Annotated in this window: 15 protein-coding genes; 13 read left to right on the top strand and 2 right to left on the bottom strand. The window is 42.8% G+C overall.

The window, feature by feature from the left end; all coding sequences use genetic code 11:
• Positions 1-197 precede the first annotated feature (197 nt).
• Together C9I43_RS04385 and C9I43_RS04380 are read left to right on the top strand one after the other, a co-directional pair.
• Positions 198-4,457, top strand: a complete 4,260-nt coding sequence (locus C9I43_RS04385; protein WP_107882338.1) for an EAL domain-containing protein — start codon at positions 198-200, stop codon at positions 4,455-4,457.
• 108 nt (positions 4,458-4,565) lie between these two features.
• Positions 4,566-4,997, top strand: a complete 432-nt coding sequence (locus C9I43_RS04380; RefSeq protein ID WP_107882336.1) for a hypothetical protein — start codon at positions 4,566-4,568, stop codon at positions 4,995-4,997.
• Positions 4,998-5,604: 607 nt separating this feature from the next.
• Here C9I43_RS04380 and fadJ read toward each other — a convergent pair.
• Positions 5,605-7,725, bottom strand: coding sequence for a fatty acid oxidation complex subunit alpha FadJ (gene fadJ / locus C9I43_RS04365; RefSeq protein ID WP_107882330.1), 2,121 nt, complete (start codon positions 7,723-7,725; stop codon positions 5,605-5,607).
• 5 nt (positions 7,726-7,730) lie between these two features.
• Positions 7,731-9,041 (bottom strand): acetyl-CoA C-acyltransferase FadI, encoded by a 1,311-nt coding sequence (gene fadI / locus C9I43_RS04360; RefSeq protein WP_076498110.1) that lies wholly within the window; start codon positions 9,039-9,041, stop codon positions 7,731-7,733.
• A 262-nt stretch (positions 9,042-9,303) separates the two neighbouring features.
• Here fadI and C9I43_RS04355 point away from each other — a divergent pair, with 262 nt between their 5' ends.
• From C9I43_RS04355 to C9I43_RS04305, 11 genes are all read left to right on the top strand, one after another.
• Entirely contained in the window at positions 9,304-10,260 is a 957-nt protein-coding gene (locus C9I43_RS04355; RefSeq protein WP_076498109.1) for an AAA family ATPase, read from the top strand.
• Positions 10,261-10,284: 24 nt separating this feature from the next.
• Positions 10,285-11,238 carry a DUF58 domain-containing protein gene (locus C9I43_RS04350; protein ID WP_107882328.1) on the top strand — a complete coding sequence of 318 codons (954 nt, stop codon included), beginning with the start codon at positions 10,285-10,287 and terminating at the stop codon, positions 11,236-11,238.
• A gap of 2 nt (positions 11,239-11,240) precedes the next feature.
• A complete protein-coding gene (locus tag C9I43_RS04345; RefSeq protein WP_107882326.1) occupies positions 11,241-11,849 on the top strand; it encodes a DUF4381 domain-containing protein in 609 nt (202 codons plus the stop codon).
• Positions 11,843-12,859 carry a vWA domain-containing protein gene (locus C9I43_RS04340; protein WP_107882323.1) on the top strand — a complete coding sequence of 339 codons (1,017 nt, stop codon included), beginning with the start codon at positions 11,843-11,845 and terminating at the stop codon, positions 12,857-12,859. The genes C9I43_RS04345 and C9I43_RS04340 overlap by 7 nt, the downstream gene beginning before the upstream one ends.
• On the top strand, positions 12,859-14,832 hold the full coding sequence (locus C9I43_RS04335) for a vWA domain-containing protein (protein WP_107882321.1): 1,974 nt from the start codon (positions 12,859-12,861) through the stop codon (positions 14,830-14,832). Before C9I43_RS04340 ends, C9I43_RS04335 begins: the two co-directional genes overlap by 1 nt.
• Complete coding sequence (locus C9I43_RS04330; protein ID WP_107882319.1) at positions 14,826-16,487, top strand: BatD family protein; 1,662 nt, start codon at positions 14,826-14,828, stop codon at positions 16,485-16,487. Before C9I43_RS04335 ends, C9I43_RS04330 begins: the two co-directional genes overlap by 7 nt.
• A gap of 108 nt (positions 16,488-16,595) precedes the next feature.
• Positions 16,596-17,159, top strand: a complete 564-nt coding sequence (locus C9I43_RS04325) for a sigma-70 family RNA polymerase sigma factor (RefSeq protein WP_107882317.1) — start codon at positions 16,596-16,598, stop codon at positions 17,157-17,159.
• Positions 17,152-17,856: a DUF3379 domain-containing protein gene (locus C9I43_RS04320; protein ID WP_107882316.1), complete on the top strand. Its 705-nt coding sequence runs from the start codon at positions 17,152-17,154 to the stop codon at positions 17,854-17,856. Before C9I43_RS04325 ends, C9I43_RS04320 begins: the two co-directional genes overlap by 8 nt.
• Positions 17,857-18,002: 146 nt before the next feature.
• Positions 18,003-19,454 carry a sodium/proline symporter PutP gene (putP, locus tag C9I43_RS04315; protein WP_107882313.1) on the top strand — a complete coding sequence of 484 codons (1,452 nt, stop codon included), beginning with the start codon at positions 18,003-18,005 and terminating at the stop codon, positions 19,452-19,454.
• A 353-nt stretch (positions 19,455-19,807) separates the two neighbouring features.
• On the top strand, positions 19,808-21,112 hold the full coding sequence (locus C9I43_RS04310; protein ID WP_107882311.1) for an OmpP1/FadL family transporter: 1,305 nt from the start codon (positions 19,808-19,810) through the stop codon (positions 21,110-21,112).
• Positions 21,113-21,320: 208 nt separating this feature from the next.
• Positions 21,321-22,037 (top strand): SIMPL domain-containing protein, encoded by a 717-nt coding sequence (locus tag C9I43_RS04305; RefSeq protein WP_107882308.1) that lies wholly within the window; start codon positions 21,321-21,323, stop codon positions 22,035-22,037.
• Positions 22,038-22,164 lie beyond the last annotated feature (127 nt).

Below are 22,164 nucleotides of genomic sequence, written 5' to 3'. Positions count from 1 at the left end.
CTATCACTGTTGGGCATAATACTGATGTAAAACGTGGTTAACCCATGTTTTATCACATATTAATTGAACAATTTTACCGCATCCACGTGCTATTAAAGAATTTTATGCAAACTGCACTTTGACAAAACCCTCACTTTCTGGAAAAGTGATGTAACACAATTGTTTCATGGCATCATCGGATAATAAGAACAAATACTATGCCTAAAGCACTCTTTAAAATCGTCTTGCTCGCTTTCTTTGGCTTGCATGCATTCGAAGACGTAAACGCATCTCCCTTTTCTGACAAATCCCCAATTATTCTCCAATCACAATCTTTTGGTGTCCCGCAAGGGCTTTCCCAAAGCACTGTTACGTCTATCGTCCAGGACCATGATGGCTATATATGGATAGGAACATTTAATGGACTTAATCGATTTGATGGGAAAAACTTTAAGCATTTTTATGCTAATGATACCAGAACAGGCCTTCCCAGTTCTTTTATAAGAAGTTTGCTAGTTGACGATAAAGGAGCTTTATATGTGGGAACCGATAATGGACTCGTTGTATATGACAAACGCCAAGAATCATTCACTAGTTATGGTTTATCAGTAAAAGATACTCCTATTTGGAGTCTTAACTCAAGTGGGAAAAGTTTAATTGTTGGAACCAATAAAGCAATTATAGATATTAGTGATAAAGAGTACTACTTTGAACTCTCAAAGAAAGGCCTAGGTGAAATTAAAAAAACGATAAAAGTAGGCGATGATTATTATATCAGAGACTATGCAGGTACATTATTTAAGCTAACAAAAAATGAATTAAAGGAGATAGCTCAGAAAACAATGGATTTTGAGCAAAAGAATGATACGACAATGCTAATATCATTCAGTAATGGATTATATGAATACAAAGGCAATGAAATAGTAAAAGTCGATAATCGAGCGTTTTCATTACTTACAAAATACAAAAAAAACATATATGGCTTCACAAATGAAAATATTGTTGACATTTCCAATGAATTTACTATTGGACTTTTATCTCCAGATAGACCTGACAAAACGTCTTCATTTTTTGCAACCGAAGATATGTTTGTATTAGGAAGTATTGATCAAGGCATTACTATTGTAAAAAAAGTAAATAATTTAGTACAGAAAACCAACTTAACGATAGATAGCACATGGCATCTTACAAAAAGCACCAAAGGTTTTCTGGTTTCATCTGACTCTGAAAAAATAAAATTTTTTGATGATAATTTAAACCTAATAAAAAGTTTCAACACTCATACTCAAGGATACAAATATGCAGTTCTAAGTGACGATGGGCTTTATTTTGGTACTAATACAGGGTTGTTTTTACAGAAAGATGATTCATCCAAGTTGATTAGCAAAAATATAATATCATCACTCTCTATTAATGAAAATAGTTTGACAATTGCTGCTGGAACACCTGATGGTAAAGTTTTAATCATTAAAAATGGTGAAATTACTAACAGCATTGATACAAAAAAGAATGAGCCAATTTTTGACGTAGAGTTAACATCTGACAACCTAATATATATAGCTGGACAAGATGGACTAAAAAAATATGAAAATGGATTATTAGAAAACTTAAGTAATGAAATAACTTACAGCATCGAAAAAAGTGATAATGGCATTTACTTCGGAACATCAACATCACTAATGTTTTATAATGATACCAATAAAAAAATTTCGAGAATACTTTCTAACAATAAAGAGATCTACGCCATTGTAGATAATGATAGTTTTATAACAGCTTCATCACTAAGTGAAGTCATTATTTTTGAAAAAAACAGTAAAGCATCTTATACCTTAAAAACATCAAATGGGAGTCAATATGAGTACAATGCTCCCAATGGCATCAATATAAACGGTAACACTCTACTTGCGGGGATTAGTGGAATTAGTCTAGTATCACCTAAAGATGTTGTAAGTTATGTAAAGAAAAAAAAGGTAAATAAAACAGAAATATCAGATTTCTTAGTATTTAATATAGTTCAAAATAAAGAAAGCAACTATCTAGTACAATCAATCGCAGCATCTAATGAAATATCATTGAAATACTCTGACTATCCATTTTCGTTCAACTTTATATCTCCCATGTCAGACGACTCATCAACTAACTACTACTATAGAATGTTCGGTCTTTCTGATATATGGATACCTGCAAATGGAACAAACTCAGCAACATATACAAACCTATCTCCAGGAAATTATACTTTTCAAGTTTATGCTGTTAATTCACTTTCCGGTGAAAAAGCAGCAACAAAAGAGCTTACTGTCATTATAACACCTCCTTGGTGGTCATCATTTCAAGCAAAATCTATTTATGCTGCTATTGTATTATTTATTTCCTACCTTGTGACAAAAGCCATATTACGTCGTAGAGAAACACAAAGACAGATTGTACTCAGTGAAGAACGATTAAAACTATCACTATGGGGAAGTGGTGATGAAATGTGGGACTGGGATATAGAAACCGGTAATATTTTTCGCTCAAATATATGGGGAGCACTTGAATTTCCCCGTGATGGACATCGTTCTGGTAAATCAGATGAAGAGAGTAATATACATCCAATGGATCAAGAGCGTGTTCGAGAAGCGCTCAATAAGCATTTTTATGGTGAAACAGATCATTTCGAAGCCGCATACCGAGTAAAAGGTAAAGACGACAATTGGGTATGGATCTTAGACCGCGCCAAAATTGTAGAACGTGATGACAAAGATAATGCCCTGCGAATGACTGGAACGATTAAGAATATTAGTCAATTTAAACAAAAAGAAGAGCAACTAAAACTCTTTGAAAAGGCTATTGAAAATATTTCGGAAGGTATGTTTATACTCGATAGCGAATACCACTTTGTTGAAGTTAATGAAGCTTGCTGCAAGATTTCATTACGCAATCGTACTGATTTCATGGGGAAATTACTCACATTTGATTTATATCCAGAAACCTTTTCCACTCAAATCAGAACAATATTAAAACAGCAAGGTCGATGGACAAATGAAGTCGAAGCAATAAGAGGAGACAAAAGTCGCTTTAATATGGAACTCACTATCGACGCCATCTATGATGAACAAGGTGAATTATCACACTATGTTGGCATTTTTTCCGATATATCGAGACGAAAACAACAAGAAGAAGAACTTAGAAAACTAACAAATAATGATGTATTGACAGGACTCCCAAATCGTTCAAATTTACAAGTCACCTTAAGTAACTTAGTCAATAAAGAAATAGCCCATGCTCTAATGGTACTCGACCTTGATAATTTCAAACGTATTAATGACTCCTTAGGTCATCAGGTTGGAGATACATTACTACAACAGGTTTCAGTGCGTATAAAATCATTACTGCCTAAAAATACTAGCATTTACCGATTAGGTGGAGATGAGTTTGCAATTGTACTCGATAAAATTTCAGATATAAATGCCAGTGCAGCAATCGCAAGTCGTATTATAGAAGGACTAAAACCAGCCTTTGAAATTAATCATGAACTGTTAGTCTTAGGGTTAAGTATTGGTATCGTATTATTTCCGGAGGATGAGCAAAACGAGCAAGCATTATTGAGAAAAGCTGATATCGCGATGTACCATGCTAAATCAGCAGGAGGTAATTGTTATCAATTTTATTCAGAGCCATTAAACCAACATGCTATTCGTCAATTAGAGGTGGAAACATTAATTCGTGAAGGTTTAAAGGAAGATTTATTCGAAGTCTATTATCAACCTAAAATTGATCTTAAATGCGGTAAAATTACTGGTATGGAGGCTTTAGTTAGATTAAATCATCCAATACATGGTTTAATTCCACCGAATGATTTTATTCCTCTAGCCGAAGAAAATGGTTTAATTGTTGAAATTGGTGAAATTGTATTACGTAAAGCCTGTTTCGCCGCACAGAATTGGCGGGAACAAGGAATATTTAGCGGCAGGGTTGCTGTCAATTTATCGTCACGTCAATTTGCCCTCCCCGATCTTCAACAGCGAATTGAATCAATTTTAAGACTTACTAAACTGCCAGCTTGTCACCTAGAATTAGAAATTACTGAAGGTACCGTCATTAAACAGCCGGAAACAGCAATTATTGTCATGCAACAACTTGCTAAAATGGGCGTGAGTCTAGCACTCGATGATTTTGGTACTGGATACTCGTCACTCTCATACTTAAAGCGCTTCCCAATTCATACTTTGAAGATTGATAAAGCGTTTGTTGACGATATTGATAAGTCTGATCGCGATCTAAAAATGGTCGATTCTATTATCACTATCGCCCATAACATGGGGCTATCAGTGGTAGGTGAAGGCGTAGAGCAGACTGCACAATTAAATATTTTACGGGCGCTCAACTGCGAAGAAATTCAAGGCTATATTTTTAGTAAGGCCATAAAAGAAAATGAGTTTACTCTGCTACTCCAAGAAAACATAGCCAAACCCAATATGGATAGACACATTATATAATCATTTAACTCTCAATTTTATTGCATTTTACACATTGGCACAACACATGCATTAGTACTGCTAGTGTCAATAATAAATCAATATCAACTACCCTGAGAGAGAATTAGAATGATTAAAGGAATCCTAGTAACCGTTACTTTATTATCTTCAATTGGCTTTGCAGCAAATTCTTCAGCACTTGAAAATACTAAAAATATTATCTCCTTAATACCGCTAGCTGCCACTGAAGCAACTACAGTAAAAGTAGAACCTATTGAAGTTGCTGGACATCCTTATGTAAAATTTAAGCCTTTTGAAATAGCTGGGCATCCTTACGTCAAATTCAAATCTTTTGAAATAGCTGGACATCCTTACGTCAAATTTAAACCTTTTGAAATAGCTGGACATCCTTACGTTAAATTTAAGCCATTTGAAATAGCTGGACATCCTTATGTCAAATTTAAACCTTTTGAAATAGCTGGGCATCCTTATGTCAAATTTAAACCTTTTGAAATAGCTGGACATCCTTATGTCAAGTTCATTAACTCTGAAGTTGCATAATATTAACCAGGTTAAGGAGCATAACTATGCTAAATTCAATTAAAAAAGCACTCGGTTTATCTAAGCCAGCACGTAAAAAGGTTAAGTTACCTGATGGTTTAAACCAACTTGAAGTGATTTCAGCAAAGGGTTGGTGGAACTAGATTTAAGCCTTAAGTAATGAGTCTAATGAAGAAATAGCAATAAGAAATTAGATGACATTAGGCACAGTTTAAAAACTAAAGGGAGCATAGCTCCCTTTAGTTTTTAATATTTATTAAAAGCCACATCTTTAAAAATAACTAAAAATCATCACGCTCGGAATTTTACTCCTCATCAAAATACAATCGCTTGTGAGCCATTCAAATTAATACCCATGTTGATCTTCGTTCAAATATTAGACTAAGCGTTCTATGCGTACCCGCTATCAACATCTTTCACTAAACACTGAACTAACGCATCTAACTCAAGGGAATAAAATTAAAGTCAACTTCAACCATTTAAGGGCGCTGCTCATACAAGAATCACATCAGCATTGTGATTGTTTTTTAGGCAAAACCATGCCTTGTGGCAATAAAAAAGCGGCAATATTATGCCGCTTTTTTGTTCAATATAGAATGGTGAAGACTTAGAAGAAGCGCGAGTTTTCTTGAGCCATCGTTTTTAAACGTTCGCAAGGTTCGAATCTGCTACCTAATTGACTTTGATAGCCCTCAAGAATTCGCACTAAGTTAGCTGCACCTAAAGTATCAATATAATGGAATGGACCACCGAGGAATGGCGGGAAACCAATGCCGAAAATAGCACCAATATCCCCATCTCTTGGCGATGCGATAATACCATCATCTAAACAACGTACCGCTTCGTTAAGCATTTGCACGACGCAGCGCTCAGCAACCGCTTTGGCGTCTTTATTAGTGCCTGGCTTAATGCCTAACACGCCATAAACACTCTCATCGACAGCTTTGGCTTTCTTGCTCGATGCGCCATATTGGTAGAAACCTTTGCCATTTTTACGACCTTTTCGATCGTCAGCCAAAAGCCTTTCAAATGCCGCAGGTGCTCTAAAACGCTCGCCCAATTCTTTCTCAAGAATTGGTGAAATCTTAGCGCCCACATCGATACCCACTTCGTCCAGTAAAGTAATAGGTCCAACAGGGAAACCAAACTTCACTAAGGCTTTATCTAAATGTTCAACACTTTGGCCTTCAAGTAATAATTGCGCGGCCTCGTTCATGTAGAGCGCTAGAATTCGGTTCACATAAAAACCTGCGCCATCCTGCACCACTATCGGCGTTTTACCTTGCTTACGAGCAAATGCGACCGTGGTTGCAATAGTTTCTGCCGATGTTTTAGCGTGGGCAATGACTTCCACCAGCGGCATTTTCTCTACTGGCGAGAAATAATGTAGACCAATAACGTTCTCAGGACGCGTCGCCGCCTCGGCGATTTGACTAATCGGTAATGATGAAGTGTTTGAGGCAAAAATAGTATGCTCGCCGCATTCACGCTCAATGTCTTTTACCATTTGGTGTTTAAGCGCTAAGTCTTCAAATACCGCTTCCACGACGATATCGGCATCTTTTACGCCTTTATACTCTGTGGTTGTAGTCATCAGTGCCATTAAATTGTCACGGGCAGCAGGCGTCATGTGGCGACGTTTTACGCCTTTATCCAATAACTTATAAGCGTAGGCTAGCGCATTGCTTAAACCTTTTTCACTGATATCTTTGACGCGAACGGGGATCTTAGCCTTGGTCGTTGTCACCGATGCAATACCACCGCCCATTAAACCGCCACCTAAGATCACGGCTTTTTTCACTTTGCGGGGAATCGCACCCACGGCGCCGGTTTCTTTCTTCATTTCTGTAGTCGCGAAGAAAATACTGCGCAGCGCAGCAGATTCTTTTGAAACCACTAATTCAGCAAAATGGCTGGCTTCGACGTCTAATCCCTTTTGCATGCCCTTAGCAATCCCTTGGCGCACGCAGTCAATTATTTTGGCGGGTGCGGGATAATTGCCTTGGGTTTTCTTTTCGACTTGTTTAGTCGCTTGGCTAAAAATAATGTTACGGCCAAAGCTTGTGCCTTCAAGGATTTGATTAACAAGTGATTTTTTAACCAATTTCGGCGTACGCTTGCCCGCAAGCGCCATATCGACGGCGGTTTGTAACAAAATCGTCTGCGGCACAACATCATTTACTAAGCCCATTTTCAAGGCTTGTTTAGGTCGAATTTGTTTACCGGTCAACATCATGTCTAAAGCAGTCGTAATACCAACTAAACGTGGCAAACGTTGAGTACCGCCACCACCTGGCAATAAACCCAGTTGCACTTCAGGTACGCCGAGCATAGTCTTGCCATCGTCACTGCATACCCTTTGATGACAAGCTAATGCTAACTCTAAACCGCCACCTAAACAGGCGCCATGGATAGCCGCAACCACCGGAATTTTTAACGCTTCTAACTCATTAAAAACCACATGACCTTGCTGAGATAAGGCTTTGGCGTCGCCCGCAGTTTTACAGGCATCGAGCATGGAAATATCAGCGCCTGCAACAAAAGAATCTTTTTTACCCGAAATAAGCACTAAACCACGAATATTCGGATCACTCTTGATTTCGGCCAGAATTTCACTGATTTCAGGGCCAAATTGTGTTTTTAAGGTGTTCATGGTTTCGCCAGGAACATCCATTGTCAAAATGGCAATACCGTCGTCGCGGCGGGTTAAATTAAAGGTCTTTTCCATGCCGATTACTCCACTTCTACTATCATAGCCACACCTAAACCACCGGCTGCACAAGCCGTAGTTAGGCCAGTTCCACCACCGCGGCGTTTCAGTTCACGACACACTTGCGTGATCAAACGAGTTCCCGTTGCAGCAAAAGGATGACCATAGGCCAGCGAGCCGCCGAGCACGTTAAACTTACTCATGTCGATTTCACCAATGGCGCGGTTACGGCCGAGTTTTTCTTCAGCAAATTTTTTCGAAGCAAACATCTGCATATTGGCTAATGTCTGCGCTGCAAAAGCCTCGTGCATTTCAATTAGCGTGAGGTCTTCTAACTCCATTCCAGCCCGTTTCAGTGCCAGTGGCGTCGCGTAAGACGGCCCCATCAACATGTCTTGCCACACATCAATGGCGCTAAAGGCGTAACTCTTAATGTAACCAATAGGCTGATAACCTAAAGCTTTGGCTCGGCCTTCGCTCATCAAAATAATGGCCGATGCACCGTCCGTCAGTGGCGTACTATTGGCCGCAGTCACAGTGCCATGCTGCCGATCAAAAGCCGGACGCAACTTAGCGTATGACTCAAGTACCGAGTTGTCGCGGATATTGTTATCACGATCGATAAACTGCTTATATGGTGGCACATGGGCAACCATCACTTCATCGCGAAGTTTGCCAGCGGCCCAAGTTTCACTCGCTAACGTGTGCGAGCGGTGTGCTAACGCATCTTGGTCGGCACGGCTAATATTGTAGGTTTTTGCCATTTGCTCAGCGGTTTGCCCCATAGACAAGCCCGTTGAATACTCAGCTACCGCAGGCGGCACTGGAAATAAATCTTTAATGCCTAAACGGCGGAATATTTGTAATTTTTGCCCAAAGCTACGGGCTTTATTCAAATCGACTAACGCATGGGCTAACTTTTTTGACACACCGATAGGCAATACAGAGGATGAATCAGCGCCGCCGGCAATACCGATTTCGATATTACCCGTCATGATAGATTCAGCTACGTTTACGGCAGATTGAAAGCTCGTCGCACAAGCGCGAGTGACACTATAGGCATCGGTCGATACATTCATGCCAGTACCAAGTACGATTTCACGAGCAATGTTAGGTGCAGCAGGCATTTGCACGACTTGTCCATAGACCAGCTGTTCAATCAGCTTAGGGTCAAGTTCAGAGCGCGCCAATAATTCATTGACCACCATTTTGCCCATATCGAGCGCCGACACACCGTGAAATGCGGTGGCTTGCTTTGCGAATGGCGTTCTTAAACCCGCTACAATGGCGATACGTTCGCCCTTGGCGTTCGTAACCTGTTGTCTATCACTCATTTGTCACCCTCTTTATGTGCGCAATCGCTGAGAGATTTCAGGCGGCGCTATCGATTTCCGTGTTTGACCCATTGATTTGCGGCGAAAATCGCCCAATAACAGGTCTGACCATTAAAGTGTGATCTGATTCTAACTTCTTGTCAGCAAGTTTTAAACACCTGTTTGTTTTTTTAACACTAGCCAAACCCTAAGGGAATTCTTTACCATAGCTGTTGTCTATAGCCCACATACGTATTTTCAACATAATAAAACGAGTAGCATCATGCCTTTGAGTCGCTTCCATGCATTACGCACTTACCTCAATAAGGTTGTTTTAGGGCAACCAGTATTGACCGAAAATCTGCTCATTGCCTTAATTGCCAATGGCCACTTATTAGTTGAAGGGCCGCCAGGACTTGCTAAGACCCGAGCGGTGAAAGCCTTATGTGACGGGGTTGAGGGCGATTTTCACCGCATTCAATTCACCCCTGATTTGTTACCTGCTGACTTAACTGGTACTGATATTTATCGCTCGCAAACTGGTACTTTCGAATTTGAAGCCGGACCGATTTTTCACAATTTAATCTTAGCCGACGAAATTAACCGCGCTCCAGCCAAAGTACAATCGGCCTTATTAGAAGCCATGGCCGAAGGTCAAGTTACCGTCGGTAAGCACAGTTATAAGCTTCCGCCGCTGTTTTTAGTAATGGCAACCCAGAACCCGTTAGAAAACGAAGGCACTTATCCTCTGCCCGAAGCACAGCTTGACCGTTTTTTAATGCATTTAAATCTTGATTACCCAAGCGGCGAAACTGAAATCGAAATTCTGCGCCAATCGCGTAAAGAAGCATTAACCCACGAGTTGCCAACAATGGAGCCAATTGCGCAGGCGGATGTGTTTGCCGCCCGTGATGAAGCCATGGAAATCTATCTTGCCGAACCGCTCGAAAAGTACATAGTCGAAATCGTGATGGCGACCCGCGAGCCTTCACGTTACAGCGAAGACTTAGCGAAATGGCTTGAGTACGGTGTCAGCCCGCGCGCAACGATTTCGTTAGAACGCTGCGCCCGCGCCCGCGCTTGGCTGCACGAACGAGACTTTGTTTCACCAGAAGACATTCAAGCCGTAGCGCCCAATGTATTAAGACACAGATTATTACTGAGCTACCAAGCGCAGGCTGAAGGCGTGAGCCGCGATCACGTGATCAACCACATCTTGAGTCAAGTTGCAGTACCTTAACGGTGAAGATAAGGGTGAAATAAGATGAGTGACACTGCGCAACTTTCAGCCTCGGCCGATGGCTTGCCGCTGTTTGCCGATGGTTTGCACTTAACGGAGCAAGAACTGCTGGCGTGCCAAAATATTGCCCGCGCTATGCCCGAGCGTTACAGTCGTGCCCGCGCCAATTTAGCCGGCCATCGCAGCAGCTTAATCAAAGGCCGCGGGATGGAGTTTGCCGAGGTGCGCCACTATCAACAGGGCGATGATGTGCGCACCATTGATTGGCGCGTTACTGCTCGCACAGGCAAAACCCATACTAAGTTATTTGTCGAAGAACGTGAGCGCCCTATTTTACTATTAATCGACTTGAGCCAAAGCCTCTATTTTGGCTCGCGTTTATTACTGCAATCGGTGCAAGCCGGTCACCTTGCGACCACTTTAGGTTGGAATGCCATTAACCATGGCGATAGGCTCGGTGCCTTGATTGCCAGCGAGTCCGAACATGTCGAGCTCAAACCCCGCAGTCGTCGTCAGGGCATATTGCAGTTAATATCAGAGCTGCGCCGCGTGCACGAAAATCAGCTTAATCGTGTTGGCAGTGCTCAGCGCGATCCCGATCATATTTTGCGCGCCTGTCAGCGATTACAACGTATCGCCAAACCCGGTTCCTTAATTTGGATAGTGACAGATGGCAGCCATTTTACGCCCCAGTGTATTGCACCATTAACGGAGCTAAAGCGTCATTGTGATGTTGGCGCCTATCTGATTACCGATCCCCTGCGCCAAGGCACTTTGCCGTTACCGCACAACTTTAGTTTACCGGTACGCGATGGCGATGAAGATTTAGTGCTCACCCGCCACAGTTATCAGGCTTGGCTCGACATGCAGCAGCGTCAGCAACAAAGGTTTATCAGCATGATGCAGCAATTGCGTGTGCGTACTCAGCTAATAGATGCGGGTATTCCTTTAGCTAATCAATTGGAATTATTGCGTTAACAATGAGTGCAGAAATAGTGAATTCACACATAGCGACTCCTGAAATAGCAAATCTACCGGCTGCACCGATGATGTCTGCCGTGCCAAATCCTGCACTTGCAGAGCTGCAGGATATTATACATCCCGATCCAATCGGTGCTTGGCCTTGGGCCATCGGTTATTGGTTAGTTTTAGCAATAGTGATTAGCCTCATTACACTGTTAGTTATTTGGCTAAGAAAACGTGCCCGTTACTTCGCGCCAAGAAGAGCCGCAAAACAGTTACTCAATCAGCTTGATAGACAAGCGCCCTCTTATGTCTCTGACGTCAATAGCATCCTAAAGCGCACCGCCATGAGTTACCTCAGTAGAGAAGCGATAGCGTCATTAGATGGAAAGGCATGGGCAACCTGGCTAGACAGCTATTTACCCGCGCATAAACGCCAACGTATCGGTCCCTTGCTAACCAAACGCCATCAAGCAACGCCGCTAACATTGGATGAAGCCAATGAGTTACACGCGCTGACACAGGCTTGGTTAGCATCAAAAGCCAAACTCAACGCCCCTGAACTTAGTCAAATTAACGCTCAAGTTATGCCTGTTGATAGTCAAAAATCGGAGGCACAATGTTAACTATTGCATGGCCTTGGCTATTGATATTACTGCCGTTACCTTTGATTTTTTGGCGCCAACAAACCATACAAGTAGAGGGTGGCCGACTGCAATTACCGGGAATGAGCCAAACAGGTAAACAAAGCTTAGCCACCAACACACGCCAGAGCCGTAAACGCTACTGGCTGATGTGGTGCTTGTTAGTGCTTGCTATCGCTCGTCCGCAATGGCTTGGGGAACCCATCGAGTTGCCAAGCCAAGGCCGCGATCTGATGATGGCAGTAGATTTATCCGGCAGTATGCAGATTGAAGATATGGTGGTAAATGGTAAAACCGTCGACCGCTTTACTTTGATACAACACGTCGTCAGTGATTTTATTGAACGCCGCAAAGGCGACCGTATCGGCTTGATTCTATTTGCCGATCACGCTTATTTACAGGCACCGCTCACCCAAGATAGACGTTCAGTGGCGCAATTTTTAAAAGAAGCGCAAATCGGCTTAGTCGGTAAACAAACCGCCATAGGTGAAGCCATAGCCCTAGCGGTAAAGCGTTTTGATAAAATGGACGAGAGTAATAGAGTGCTGATTTTATTGACCGATGGCTCCAATAATGCGGGCAATATCGAGCCAGAACAAGCAGCGCAGATTGCCGCTAATCGTAAAGTCACCATTTACACTGTGGGTGTCGGAGCTGATGTGATGGAGCGGCGCACACTCTTTGGCCGCGAACGGGTTAACCCCTCGATGGATCTAGATGAAAACCAGCTTAAGCATATCGCTGAAGTCACCCACGGCCGTTATTTTCGCGCCCGTAACAGCCAAGAACTGGATCAAATTTACCAAGAAATCGACAAACTCGAGCCAGTGAGTCGCGACCAATTGAGCTATCGTCCACAGGCAGACCTGTTCTATTGGCCGCTGGCTTTGGCTTTACTGACAAGCCTGTGGATTGCCTTAGGTCAATTACCATTTTTTGCTACGCGCCGAGTTAAACTCGCTGCAACGAGTTCACGGAGGAACATAAAATAATGAGCCTACATTTTATTCGTCCCGAATGGCTACTCGCCCTAGTGCCGCTGGCCTTAGTGTTACTCAGTTTATGGCGACAACACCAGAGTCACAGCGCATGGAACCGTTATATTGCGCCGCACTTAGCCAAAATATTAGTCACCCAAGGCGATAAAAAATCCCGCCATCCGCTGCATTTATTAGCCTTCACTTGGCTGATCGCGACGATTGCCCTTGCTGGGCCTGCCGTTAATAAACAATCCTTACCCGTGTTTGCCACCGAACAAGGCCGTGTATTAGTGATGGATATGTCGGTATCTATGTTTGCAACCGATGTGACGCCAAATCGCTTAACCCAAGCCAAATTTAGGGCAACAGACTTACTACGTAATCTAAAAGAAGGTGAAACAGGTTTAGTCGCTTTTGCTGGTGATGCTTTTACTATCAGTCCATTAACGCGTGATACCGGCACACTACTCAATTTACTGCCCACATTAAGCCCTGAGATCATGCCAGTGCGCGGCTCAAACTTAGCTGCGGCGCTTACTCAAGCTAAAGCTCTATTGGCGCAAGGTGGCCATATTCACGGCGATATCATTGTCATGACCGATGGCATTACTACCGCACAATTTGATGAGGCAAACTCGGCATTAAGTGGCACGCAATATCGTCTTGCCATAATGGCTTTTGGCACCAGCCAAGGCGCGCCAATCCGTCTACCCGATGGACAATTACAACGAGACAATAGCAATGAAGTTGTGGTTGCTGCGGTAAATTTTGGCTTACTGCAAAAGCTGGTTGCAAACAATAAAGGCATCTTGATTCAGAACCGCGCCGATGGTAACGATCTCGACCAATTACAAGGTTGGTTAAGTGATGCTGGCGATGCTAAAGCAACAGAGCTTGACGGCGAAACCTGGCAAGATCTCGGCCCTTATCTGGCACTATTATTGCTGCTTCCCGCGCTGTTCAGTTTTAGGCAAGGCATCATTGCGGGTATCGGTGGCGGGTTTGTTGCCTTATTGAGCGGCCTACTATTAGCGGCTGCGCCGCAATCTGCCCATGCCAATATATGGGAAGATTTATGGCAAACCGCCGATCAACAAGCAATGCAAGCCTATCAATCACAAGATTATGCTAACGCCGCTAAGCAGTTTGAGTCACCCCAATGGCGTGCTAGTGCTCAGTATAAAGCCGGTGATTATGAGCAAGCGCTCAAAACCTTCGAGCAAGATAACTCAGCCCAAGGCCTTTACAATCAGGGCAATGCGTTGATGCAACTCGGTAAACCTGATAAAGCGAAAGAACGCTATCAAGCCGCGCTTGAAAAACAGGCCGATTTCCCTGCGGCAAAAGCCAATCTTGAACTTGCTGAAAAACAATTGAAAGAACAGCAAAAACAGCAAGGTAATAACGGCCAACAGAGTAAAGAGCAAGATCAAAAAGAAGATCCGCAATCTGGTCAAGATAACGATCAACAGAATGGTTCTGAGCAAAATAAGCAAGATCAAGCAGGGCAAGAATCCAAGGAGCAGCAGGATGATACCAATGCTGAACAAGATCATAAGCAAAGCCCTGAACAGCAAAAAGCAGATGAACAACCATCAGAACAAGATAAACAAAATAGCAATGATCAAAGTAATAAGGATAAACCTCAACCTGATAGCCAAGAAAATAAGCCAGTAGATAATGAGGCTAACATGCAGGCGCAGGCTAAAGCTGATGCAAATAACAAACAAATGCCTGAGCAAGAAAAACAAAACGTTAGTGCTAAAGATACTCCAGAGCAAGATGTTCAAGATAAACAAAACATTGCTATGGATGAATCTATCGAAGCGCCGCCAACAAACAGTGAGCCGCTTCCACCCGAAATGCAACGCGCACTGCGGGGCGTGAGCGAAGACCCTCAAGTATTACTGCGTAACAAAATGCAGTTGGAATATCAAAAACGCCGCCAAAATGGCCAAATATCAAAGGATAACGAACAGTGGTAATCAGACAATTTTTTATCCTGCTACTCCTTGCTATCGGAGTGGTTAATCCCGCTTTTGCACTCACTAAGATTGAGGCAACTGTTGATCGCAACCCCGTGATGTTGGGCGAATACTTTGTGCTTAATATCAGTGTTGATGATGAAATCGATACCGGCAAACTCGACACCTCAGCCCTACTGAGGGACTTTATTGTTGGTCGCACCAGCGTAAGTCGCAGTACACAAATCATGAATTTTGATGCGGTTAAAGAAACTCGCTGGCAAGTGCTGCTTGCACCAAAACAAAAAGGTCAATTGACTATTCCAGCCTTTAGTATTGACGGCATAAACTCGGCGCCAATTCCACTGCAAGTGGTCGAAAGCGGTGGTCAACCCGCACAAATGAAAAACCTATTTATCGACGCAAAAGTGTCAACCGACGAAGCCTATGTCGGCCAATTAATTACCTATAAAGTAAAACTCTATCTCGCGGTAGAATTACAGCGAGGTGTGTTGAGCGCACCGGTGATTGAGGGCGGGCAAATCAAACAAGTCGGTGAAGATAAAGATGGCTCTGAAATTGTCGATGGGCGTCGTTATCGCGTAATTGAGCGTACCTATGGCATTATTCCCGACTTACCGGGCCAAATTAATATTAAGGGAGCCACCTTTGCCGGCGATGTATTGGTTGAATCCCAACGCCGTGGCGGTATGTTTGGCTTTAATGAAAGTCGCCCAATGCAAGCGGGAGCGCCATCGCTCACAGTACAAGTCAATCCTGCTCCCGCCAGTTTTCTAGGTCAGTGGTTAGTTGCCGATCTGGTAGTGTTAAAAGAAACGTTTCCGGAGGATATTACAGAGTTTACCGTCGGCAGCCCCATCACTCGCACGATAACGCTTTTAGCCTCAAACGCTGATGAAAATAGTTTGCCAGATATCAACCAGACGCTTCCTGATGAGCTGAAGTTATATCCTGAAAAACCCCAGCGACAGACCTTTGTGCGTGAAGCGCAAATCGTGTCTCAGTACAGTATTTCGTCGGCTATTGTCCCCAGTAAAGCGGGAACGTTTACTTTGCCCGAAATCAACATACCTTGGTGGAACCCGCACCTTAAACGAGAAGAAACAGCAACACTACCAGCACGTACTATCGTGGTGAAAGGTGGCGCTATCACGGATACGCCCACAGCCCCCGCTTGGCAAGCTAACTCAACGGCTGATAACAATAACTCTTGGATGGTTAAGGCATTTGCTGCGCTATGGTTGATCACTTTAGTGGTTTGGATTATCACTTTAATTGCTTGGCGCCGTGCTTTAAAAAATCAAGTAACGGCACCGATTGCGCTCAACTCGGCTCCAGCAGCAACGATATCGGGTTTACACAGCTTAGAAAAAGCCTGTGCCAGTGGCGATGTGGGCCACATAATGTTGCAATTACAGCGCTATTTTAGCGAGTTAGAACAAACACCAATGACACTCGATAAGATTGCCGAGCAGTCTTTACCACTGGCTGAAGCGATACAACAACTGCAATTAGCCGCCTATAGTGCTAATGCTAATAATGCAAATCCACACTTAAGTGCCCAGTGCGCCGCGTTACTTAACGCGGTCAAAACCTATCAACGTCAGCACTCAAAACCAAAATCAGTAGCATTAAGCCCACTAAATCCTCGATAAACCCTTAACTAATAATAGGTTTAATGACTAGGTTTAATGACTAGGTTTAATGACAAAAAAGCGAGCTCAACATGTTAAATATCCAGCGAAAAAACCAACAGGTAAAAAATGTTTACTAATTGGCGCAAGAAATCAGCAGAGCCTGCGGTCTCTTCTGACATGTTAAGCAAACAACGACGATATAACAGCCTAGTCAAGGCGCTACATGCCGATATCTTCCGTTATGCCTATTGGTTATCTGGCGATAAACACGTGGCTGAGGACATTACTCAAGAAACATTTTTACGGGCATGGAAAGCATTAGATTCCCTCAAAGATGATAAAGCCGCTAAAGCATGGCTTATCACTATTTTGAGACGGGAAAATGCGCGGCGTTTTGAGCGTAAACAGTTTGATTACTCCGATGTCGAGCAAGATACGTTAGAGGACAATATCTCTAATAGCAGTGAAGATCAGACCGATCAATATCTGATCCGTCGGCAAATTAGTCGGCTGGACATTGAATACCGTGAACCACTTTTACTGCAACTGATTGGTGGTTTTAACGGTGATGAAATCGCCGAGCTAATGGAGCTTAATCGTAACACTGTGATGACACGTTTATTTCGGGCGAGAAACCAATTGAAAGTATTACTTGAAAAATCAGAGGTGAGAGGTCAGTCCAATGGATGAGCTTAAATTTAGACGTCAAGCCTATGAGAACCCTTACAATCAAGACGCTGATTTTCTGCAGCAGATAAAAGCTAAACCAGAAAACCAAGCGCTTGTGAATGAACTTAAAAATCTCGATGCAAAACTGTGCAGTGCATTAAAAATTAGTGTGCCTGAAGATTTAGCCGATAAGCTAATTCTGCGCCAGCAATTGCAGCAACATCACAAACAGCGACGCCGTACAGGTTTTCTAATGGCAATGGCAGCTTCCATAGCCTTTGCTGTGGGAATAAGCTTTAGTTTACTGCGCCTTGGCCCCATCGATTTAGCAGAGCATGCTCTAGCCCATGTCAATCATGAGAGTGTCGCTTTACACTTGGACCAAAATGTCGACTTTAAACAAGTAAATGCTCGACTGGCTTCACTGAAAAACTTTGGTAATGCCAAGTTTATCCAACAGCCCGGTAAAGTATATTTCAGCTCTTATTGCGATTTTCAAGGTGTAAAAAGCTTGCATCTCGTGCTTCAAGGCGAGCAAGGTAAAGTCACTCTATTTATCGTGCCGTTGGAAAAACGTATGGTGCTAGATCAAACGTTTGCCGACAGCCAATATCAAGGTATCGGTTTTGAAACTGCTGACGCTTTTATTCTGATCGTTGGTGAAGATAAATCTGATCTTAACTATGTAAAAGACGAAATAAGCAATATCTTCATCTAAACCGATCATTTTTAAATCTAACCTTCGATAAAAACTCGTATCGCAGGTTAGATTTTAGTCACATATTTACCTGCTAATGGGCGATTGCTCAAACATCTGGTAGCATGCTTGCCACTTTTAATAATAAAAAGATGGGAAGAAACAAGATGACGATTGAAACCCCAATTTTAATCACATTTGTTAGCTATTTAGTATTGATGATGGGCATAGGTTTTTGGGCTTATCGTGCTACCGATACTGTTGATGATTATATTTTAGGTGGCCGAAAAATGGGCCCCGCCGTGACTGCACTTAGCGTGGGTGCATCAGATATGTCTGGTTGGTTATTACTGGGTTTACCCGGCGCGGTTTACTTAGGTGGTTTAGGCGAAGCATGGATTGGCATAGGCTTAATTTTTGGTGCTTGGTTAAACTGGTTATTTGTAGCAAAACGCCTACGTATTTACACTCAACTGGCTGATAACGCACTGACGTTGCCCGATTTTTTTGAGAAGCGTTTCCACGATACTCAAGGTTACCTCAAACTTGTTTCCGCCATCACTATTCTAGTATTTTTCACCTTCTACGCCTCTTCAGGCATGGTAGGCGGCGCGATTTTGTTTGAAAAAGTCTTTGGCCTTGATTACACCGTTGCTCTGGTTATTGGCTCAGCCATCATAGTCGGTTATACCTTTATAGGCGGTTTCTTTGCAGTGTGTTGGACTGACTTTTTTCAAGGTTGTTTAATGCTTATCGCACTATTAATTGTGCCGTTTGCGGTGTTTTCCAACCCTGAAAGTCAGGCCGGAATGGAATCGATTGATCCGGCGATGTTGGCACTCGTTAGCGATAACACCACTGTGATTGGCATGCTGTCTTTGCTCGCGTGGGGATTAGGCTATTTTGGTCAACCGCATATTTTATCGCGCTTTATGGCGATAAGCAGCGCCGATGCCCTGCCCTTATCGCGCCGTATTGCGATGAGCTGGATGATACTATCTTTGGTAGGTGCGCTGGCAACAGGGATTGCTGGATCTGTCTATTTTGCAAAAATGCCACTTGCAAATCCTGAAACCGTATTTATCCATTTAGCCCAAGCGGCCTTTAACCCATGGATTGGTGGTCTACTCATCGCGGCGATTTTATCGGCAATTATGAGCACTATCGATTCGCAACTATTAGTTTGCTCAAGCGTTATCACCGAAGATTTCTACCGTAAATGGCTGCGACCTAAAGCTGATGATCGCGAGTTGATGATGGTTGGTCGTTTAGGCGTACTGGCAATTGCAGTGATTGCAGGCGTAGTGGCACTTAATCCTGACAGCAGCGTACTGAGTTTAGTGAGCTACGCATGGGCAGGTTTTGGCGCCGCATTTGGCCCAGTGGTACTGTTGTCGTTATTTTGGAAGCAATATAGTCGTAATGGCGCGATTGCCACCATCATAGTGGGTGCGTTAACCGTGGTCATTTGGAAACAATTATCGGGTGGGATTTTTGAATTATATGAAATACTGCCAGGTTTTGTATTTGCATCCATTGCCGGTATTTTAGTCAGTAAATTATCTGCGCCGAGTCAACAAGTGACAACAGAGTTCGAACAATTTAAATCTGCATTGTAATCTCTGCCCTCATCCATAATGTAAAAAGGCATACACTTGTACGCCTTTTTACATTTTGTATCGTTTTAACTTTTCTACGCAGCGTTACAAATCGTTAACGTTAATTAAAACTCTTCATCGCATCCAAAGCCCATGACATCAGGCAACTGGCCAGACCATTCAATCGCCACTTAAAAAACACTCTGTTTGAAATGCCTTTAATTAACTGAAAATTAACATATTTAACATCTGGTCGGACTTGTTGGCAGTACATTCAATCCATAAGATGCAAAAGACAAAAAAGGATTTCGACACGGTACTGGGGAGTTCGGTCGAATAAAAATCCAATATTTATAAAAATAGAGAGAATAATAATGAAAAAATTCAACAAGACACTCATTGCCATTTCGGTCGCATTAGCCAGTACACAAACCTTAGCCGCTGGTTTCCAACTCAACAGCCAATCAGCCACAGGCATAGGCCGTGCATTCTCTGGTGATGCCGTTATCGCCGATAACGCGTCGGTAATATCTCGTAACCCTGCAGCTATGGCGTTATTTGATAAGGATTCACTTTCTGTTGGTTTAACTTACGTCGATGTTTCAGTTGATGTCAAAGATGTTAACTTTGCTGGCGGAGCCGTCGATTTAGGCAGTATCGATGATGCAGGCAGCACTAAGGCCATTCCTAATATTTACTATATCCATCCCATCGATGACAAATTTGCCGTAGGTTTTGCCGCTTTTTCTAATTTTGGTACAGGTACCGATTCAGCCACATTGTCTAAAAATGTTGCTGCAGCCCCCTTTGATCTATTAGGTAAAACAGAAGTCACCACAATTAACTTTAATACTAGCCTTTCATACCGCATCAATGACATGTTCAGCATAGGTGCTGGTATTGATGCGGTTTACGGTGAAGGACGCTTGACCCGTGATGCTGGCTCAACACCGCTGGTTAATGTTGATGCCGATGGCTGGGCATTTGGCGGTATCCTTGGCGCAACGATTGAGTTAAATCAGGATAACCGTTTTGGTTTAAGCTACCGCTTTAGCCCAACGGTTAATGTTGAAGGCGATATCAATACTATCTCTACTGCGAATTTAGGATTGGGCGGCCCAACAACACTAGCCACCAGCTTTGATAGCTTAGATGTACCGCTAGCGGATATCTTCCAAGTAGCAGGTTTCCATCAGCTGACGTCTCAATTTGCGGTACATTACACCGCCCAGTTCACCAAATGGGGCGATTTTGAGCAAATTACTGCTAAAGATGGCGTAGCCACCATTTTACCAGGCCAAGCTGGCGCTGGCAGTACTGTAAATGCAGGTGATGTTGCTCTAAAAAAATACCAATGGAAAGATTCATGGTTATTTAGCTTAGGTGGTACTTACACGATTAACGAACAATTTACCGTTCGCGCAGGTTACATGCATGACATGGGTGTGGTTGATGATATTAGCTCAATCTCGATCCCAGATTCAGACCGTAACTGGTTTACTGCGGGCATGAGCTACCATGTTAATCCACAGAACAGCATCGATTTTGGTATCGCCTATGTTAAAGGTGAAGAAGTTCACTTAATTGAAAATAGCGCAACACCTGGTGTAGGTCCGGTTAATGCGATTACTGAGTCAAGTGCCATGTACTACTCGGTGCAATATAGCTACCAGTTCTAAGATAAGCGCTACATCCCCAAAGCCGCATTGATTGCGGCTTTTTTGTAGTATTAATTTACAATTTATGGTTTAACAATAATTCAAACTGATGCTTTCCATCCTTTCATCCCACAGGTTTTAAGCGGCGGCAATACCGAATAAACCCAGTGCATAACCTCCAGTAATTGCGTATCGTAGGCTTAGTTTATTTAATTAAGAGATTATTTTCATGGTAAAAAATAATACCCTTCCAGCCCTTTTACTCGGCGGCTTCCTCTGCGCAGGCCTAGTATATGTCGGCCAAACCGCAAGCTCAGCTTTATTACAAATGAAAGCGATGGATCGTACTGTTACGGTAAAGGGCTTAGCCGAAAAAGAAGTTAAAGCGAATGTGGCTATCTGGCCAATCAATTTCACCGAGGTCGATAACAATCTGCCCAAGCTCTATGAAACGGTTCAACAAAAAACGGACCGCGTGGTGGCATTCTTAAAAGAACAGGGCTTTAACGATAGCGAAATCACCGTCTCTTTACCTTCTATTGAAGACCGTCAAGCCCAAGGTTATGTCGATCCAAACGTGAAATATCGCTACTCCGCAAAAATTAATTTATCGGTTTATACTCCACAAATCGACCTAATGCTTAATGCCCGTAAGCAAATGATTAGTTTAGTGAAAGAAGGCATAGCAATCGCCAGCCAAGACTATGGTAACAGCGCTGAGTTCCTCTTCACCGACCTCAACTCAGTCAAACCTTTAATGGTGCAAGAAGCGACGCAAAATGGCCGTGAAGTGGCAGAAAAATTTGCCAAAGACTCAGATTCTCGCCTCGGTAAAATTAAAACCGCCAGTCAAGGCCAGTTCACGATTTCAGATCGCGACAGCAGCACACCTTATATTAAACAAATTCGTATCGTCTCCACTCTGAGCTATTATTTAAACGATTAGGGATATTGGTTTATCGGTTGGTAACCTATTAATAATTTGGGAATAAGAGGCATATTGGTCTTATTCCTAAATTAGCCAACAGCATTACATTAAATTTTTCTAATAAATAGTGATTGCCTATTCAACC

The sequence above is a fragment of the Shewanella morhuae genome (genome assembly GCF_003028295.1).
Taxonomy (GTDB): Bacteria; Pseudomonadota; Gammaproteobacteria; order Enterobacterales; family Shewanellaceae; genus Shewanella; species Shewanella morhuae.
Note: the sequence above shows the minus strand (reverse complement) of the source record. Positions and strands in the feature narration are given on the sequence as shown.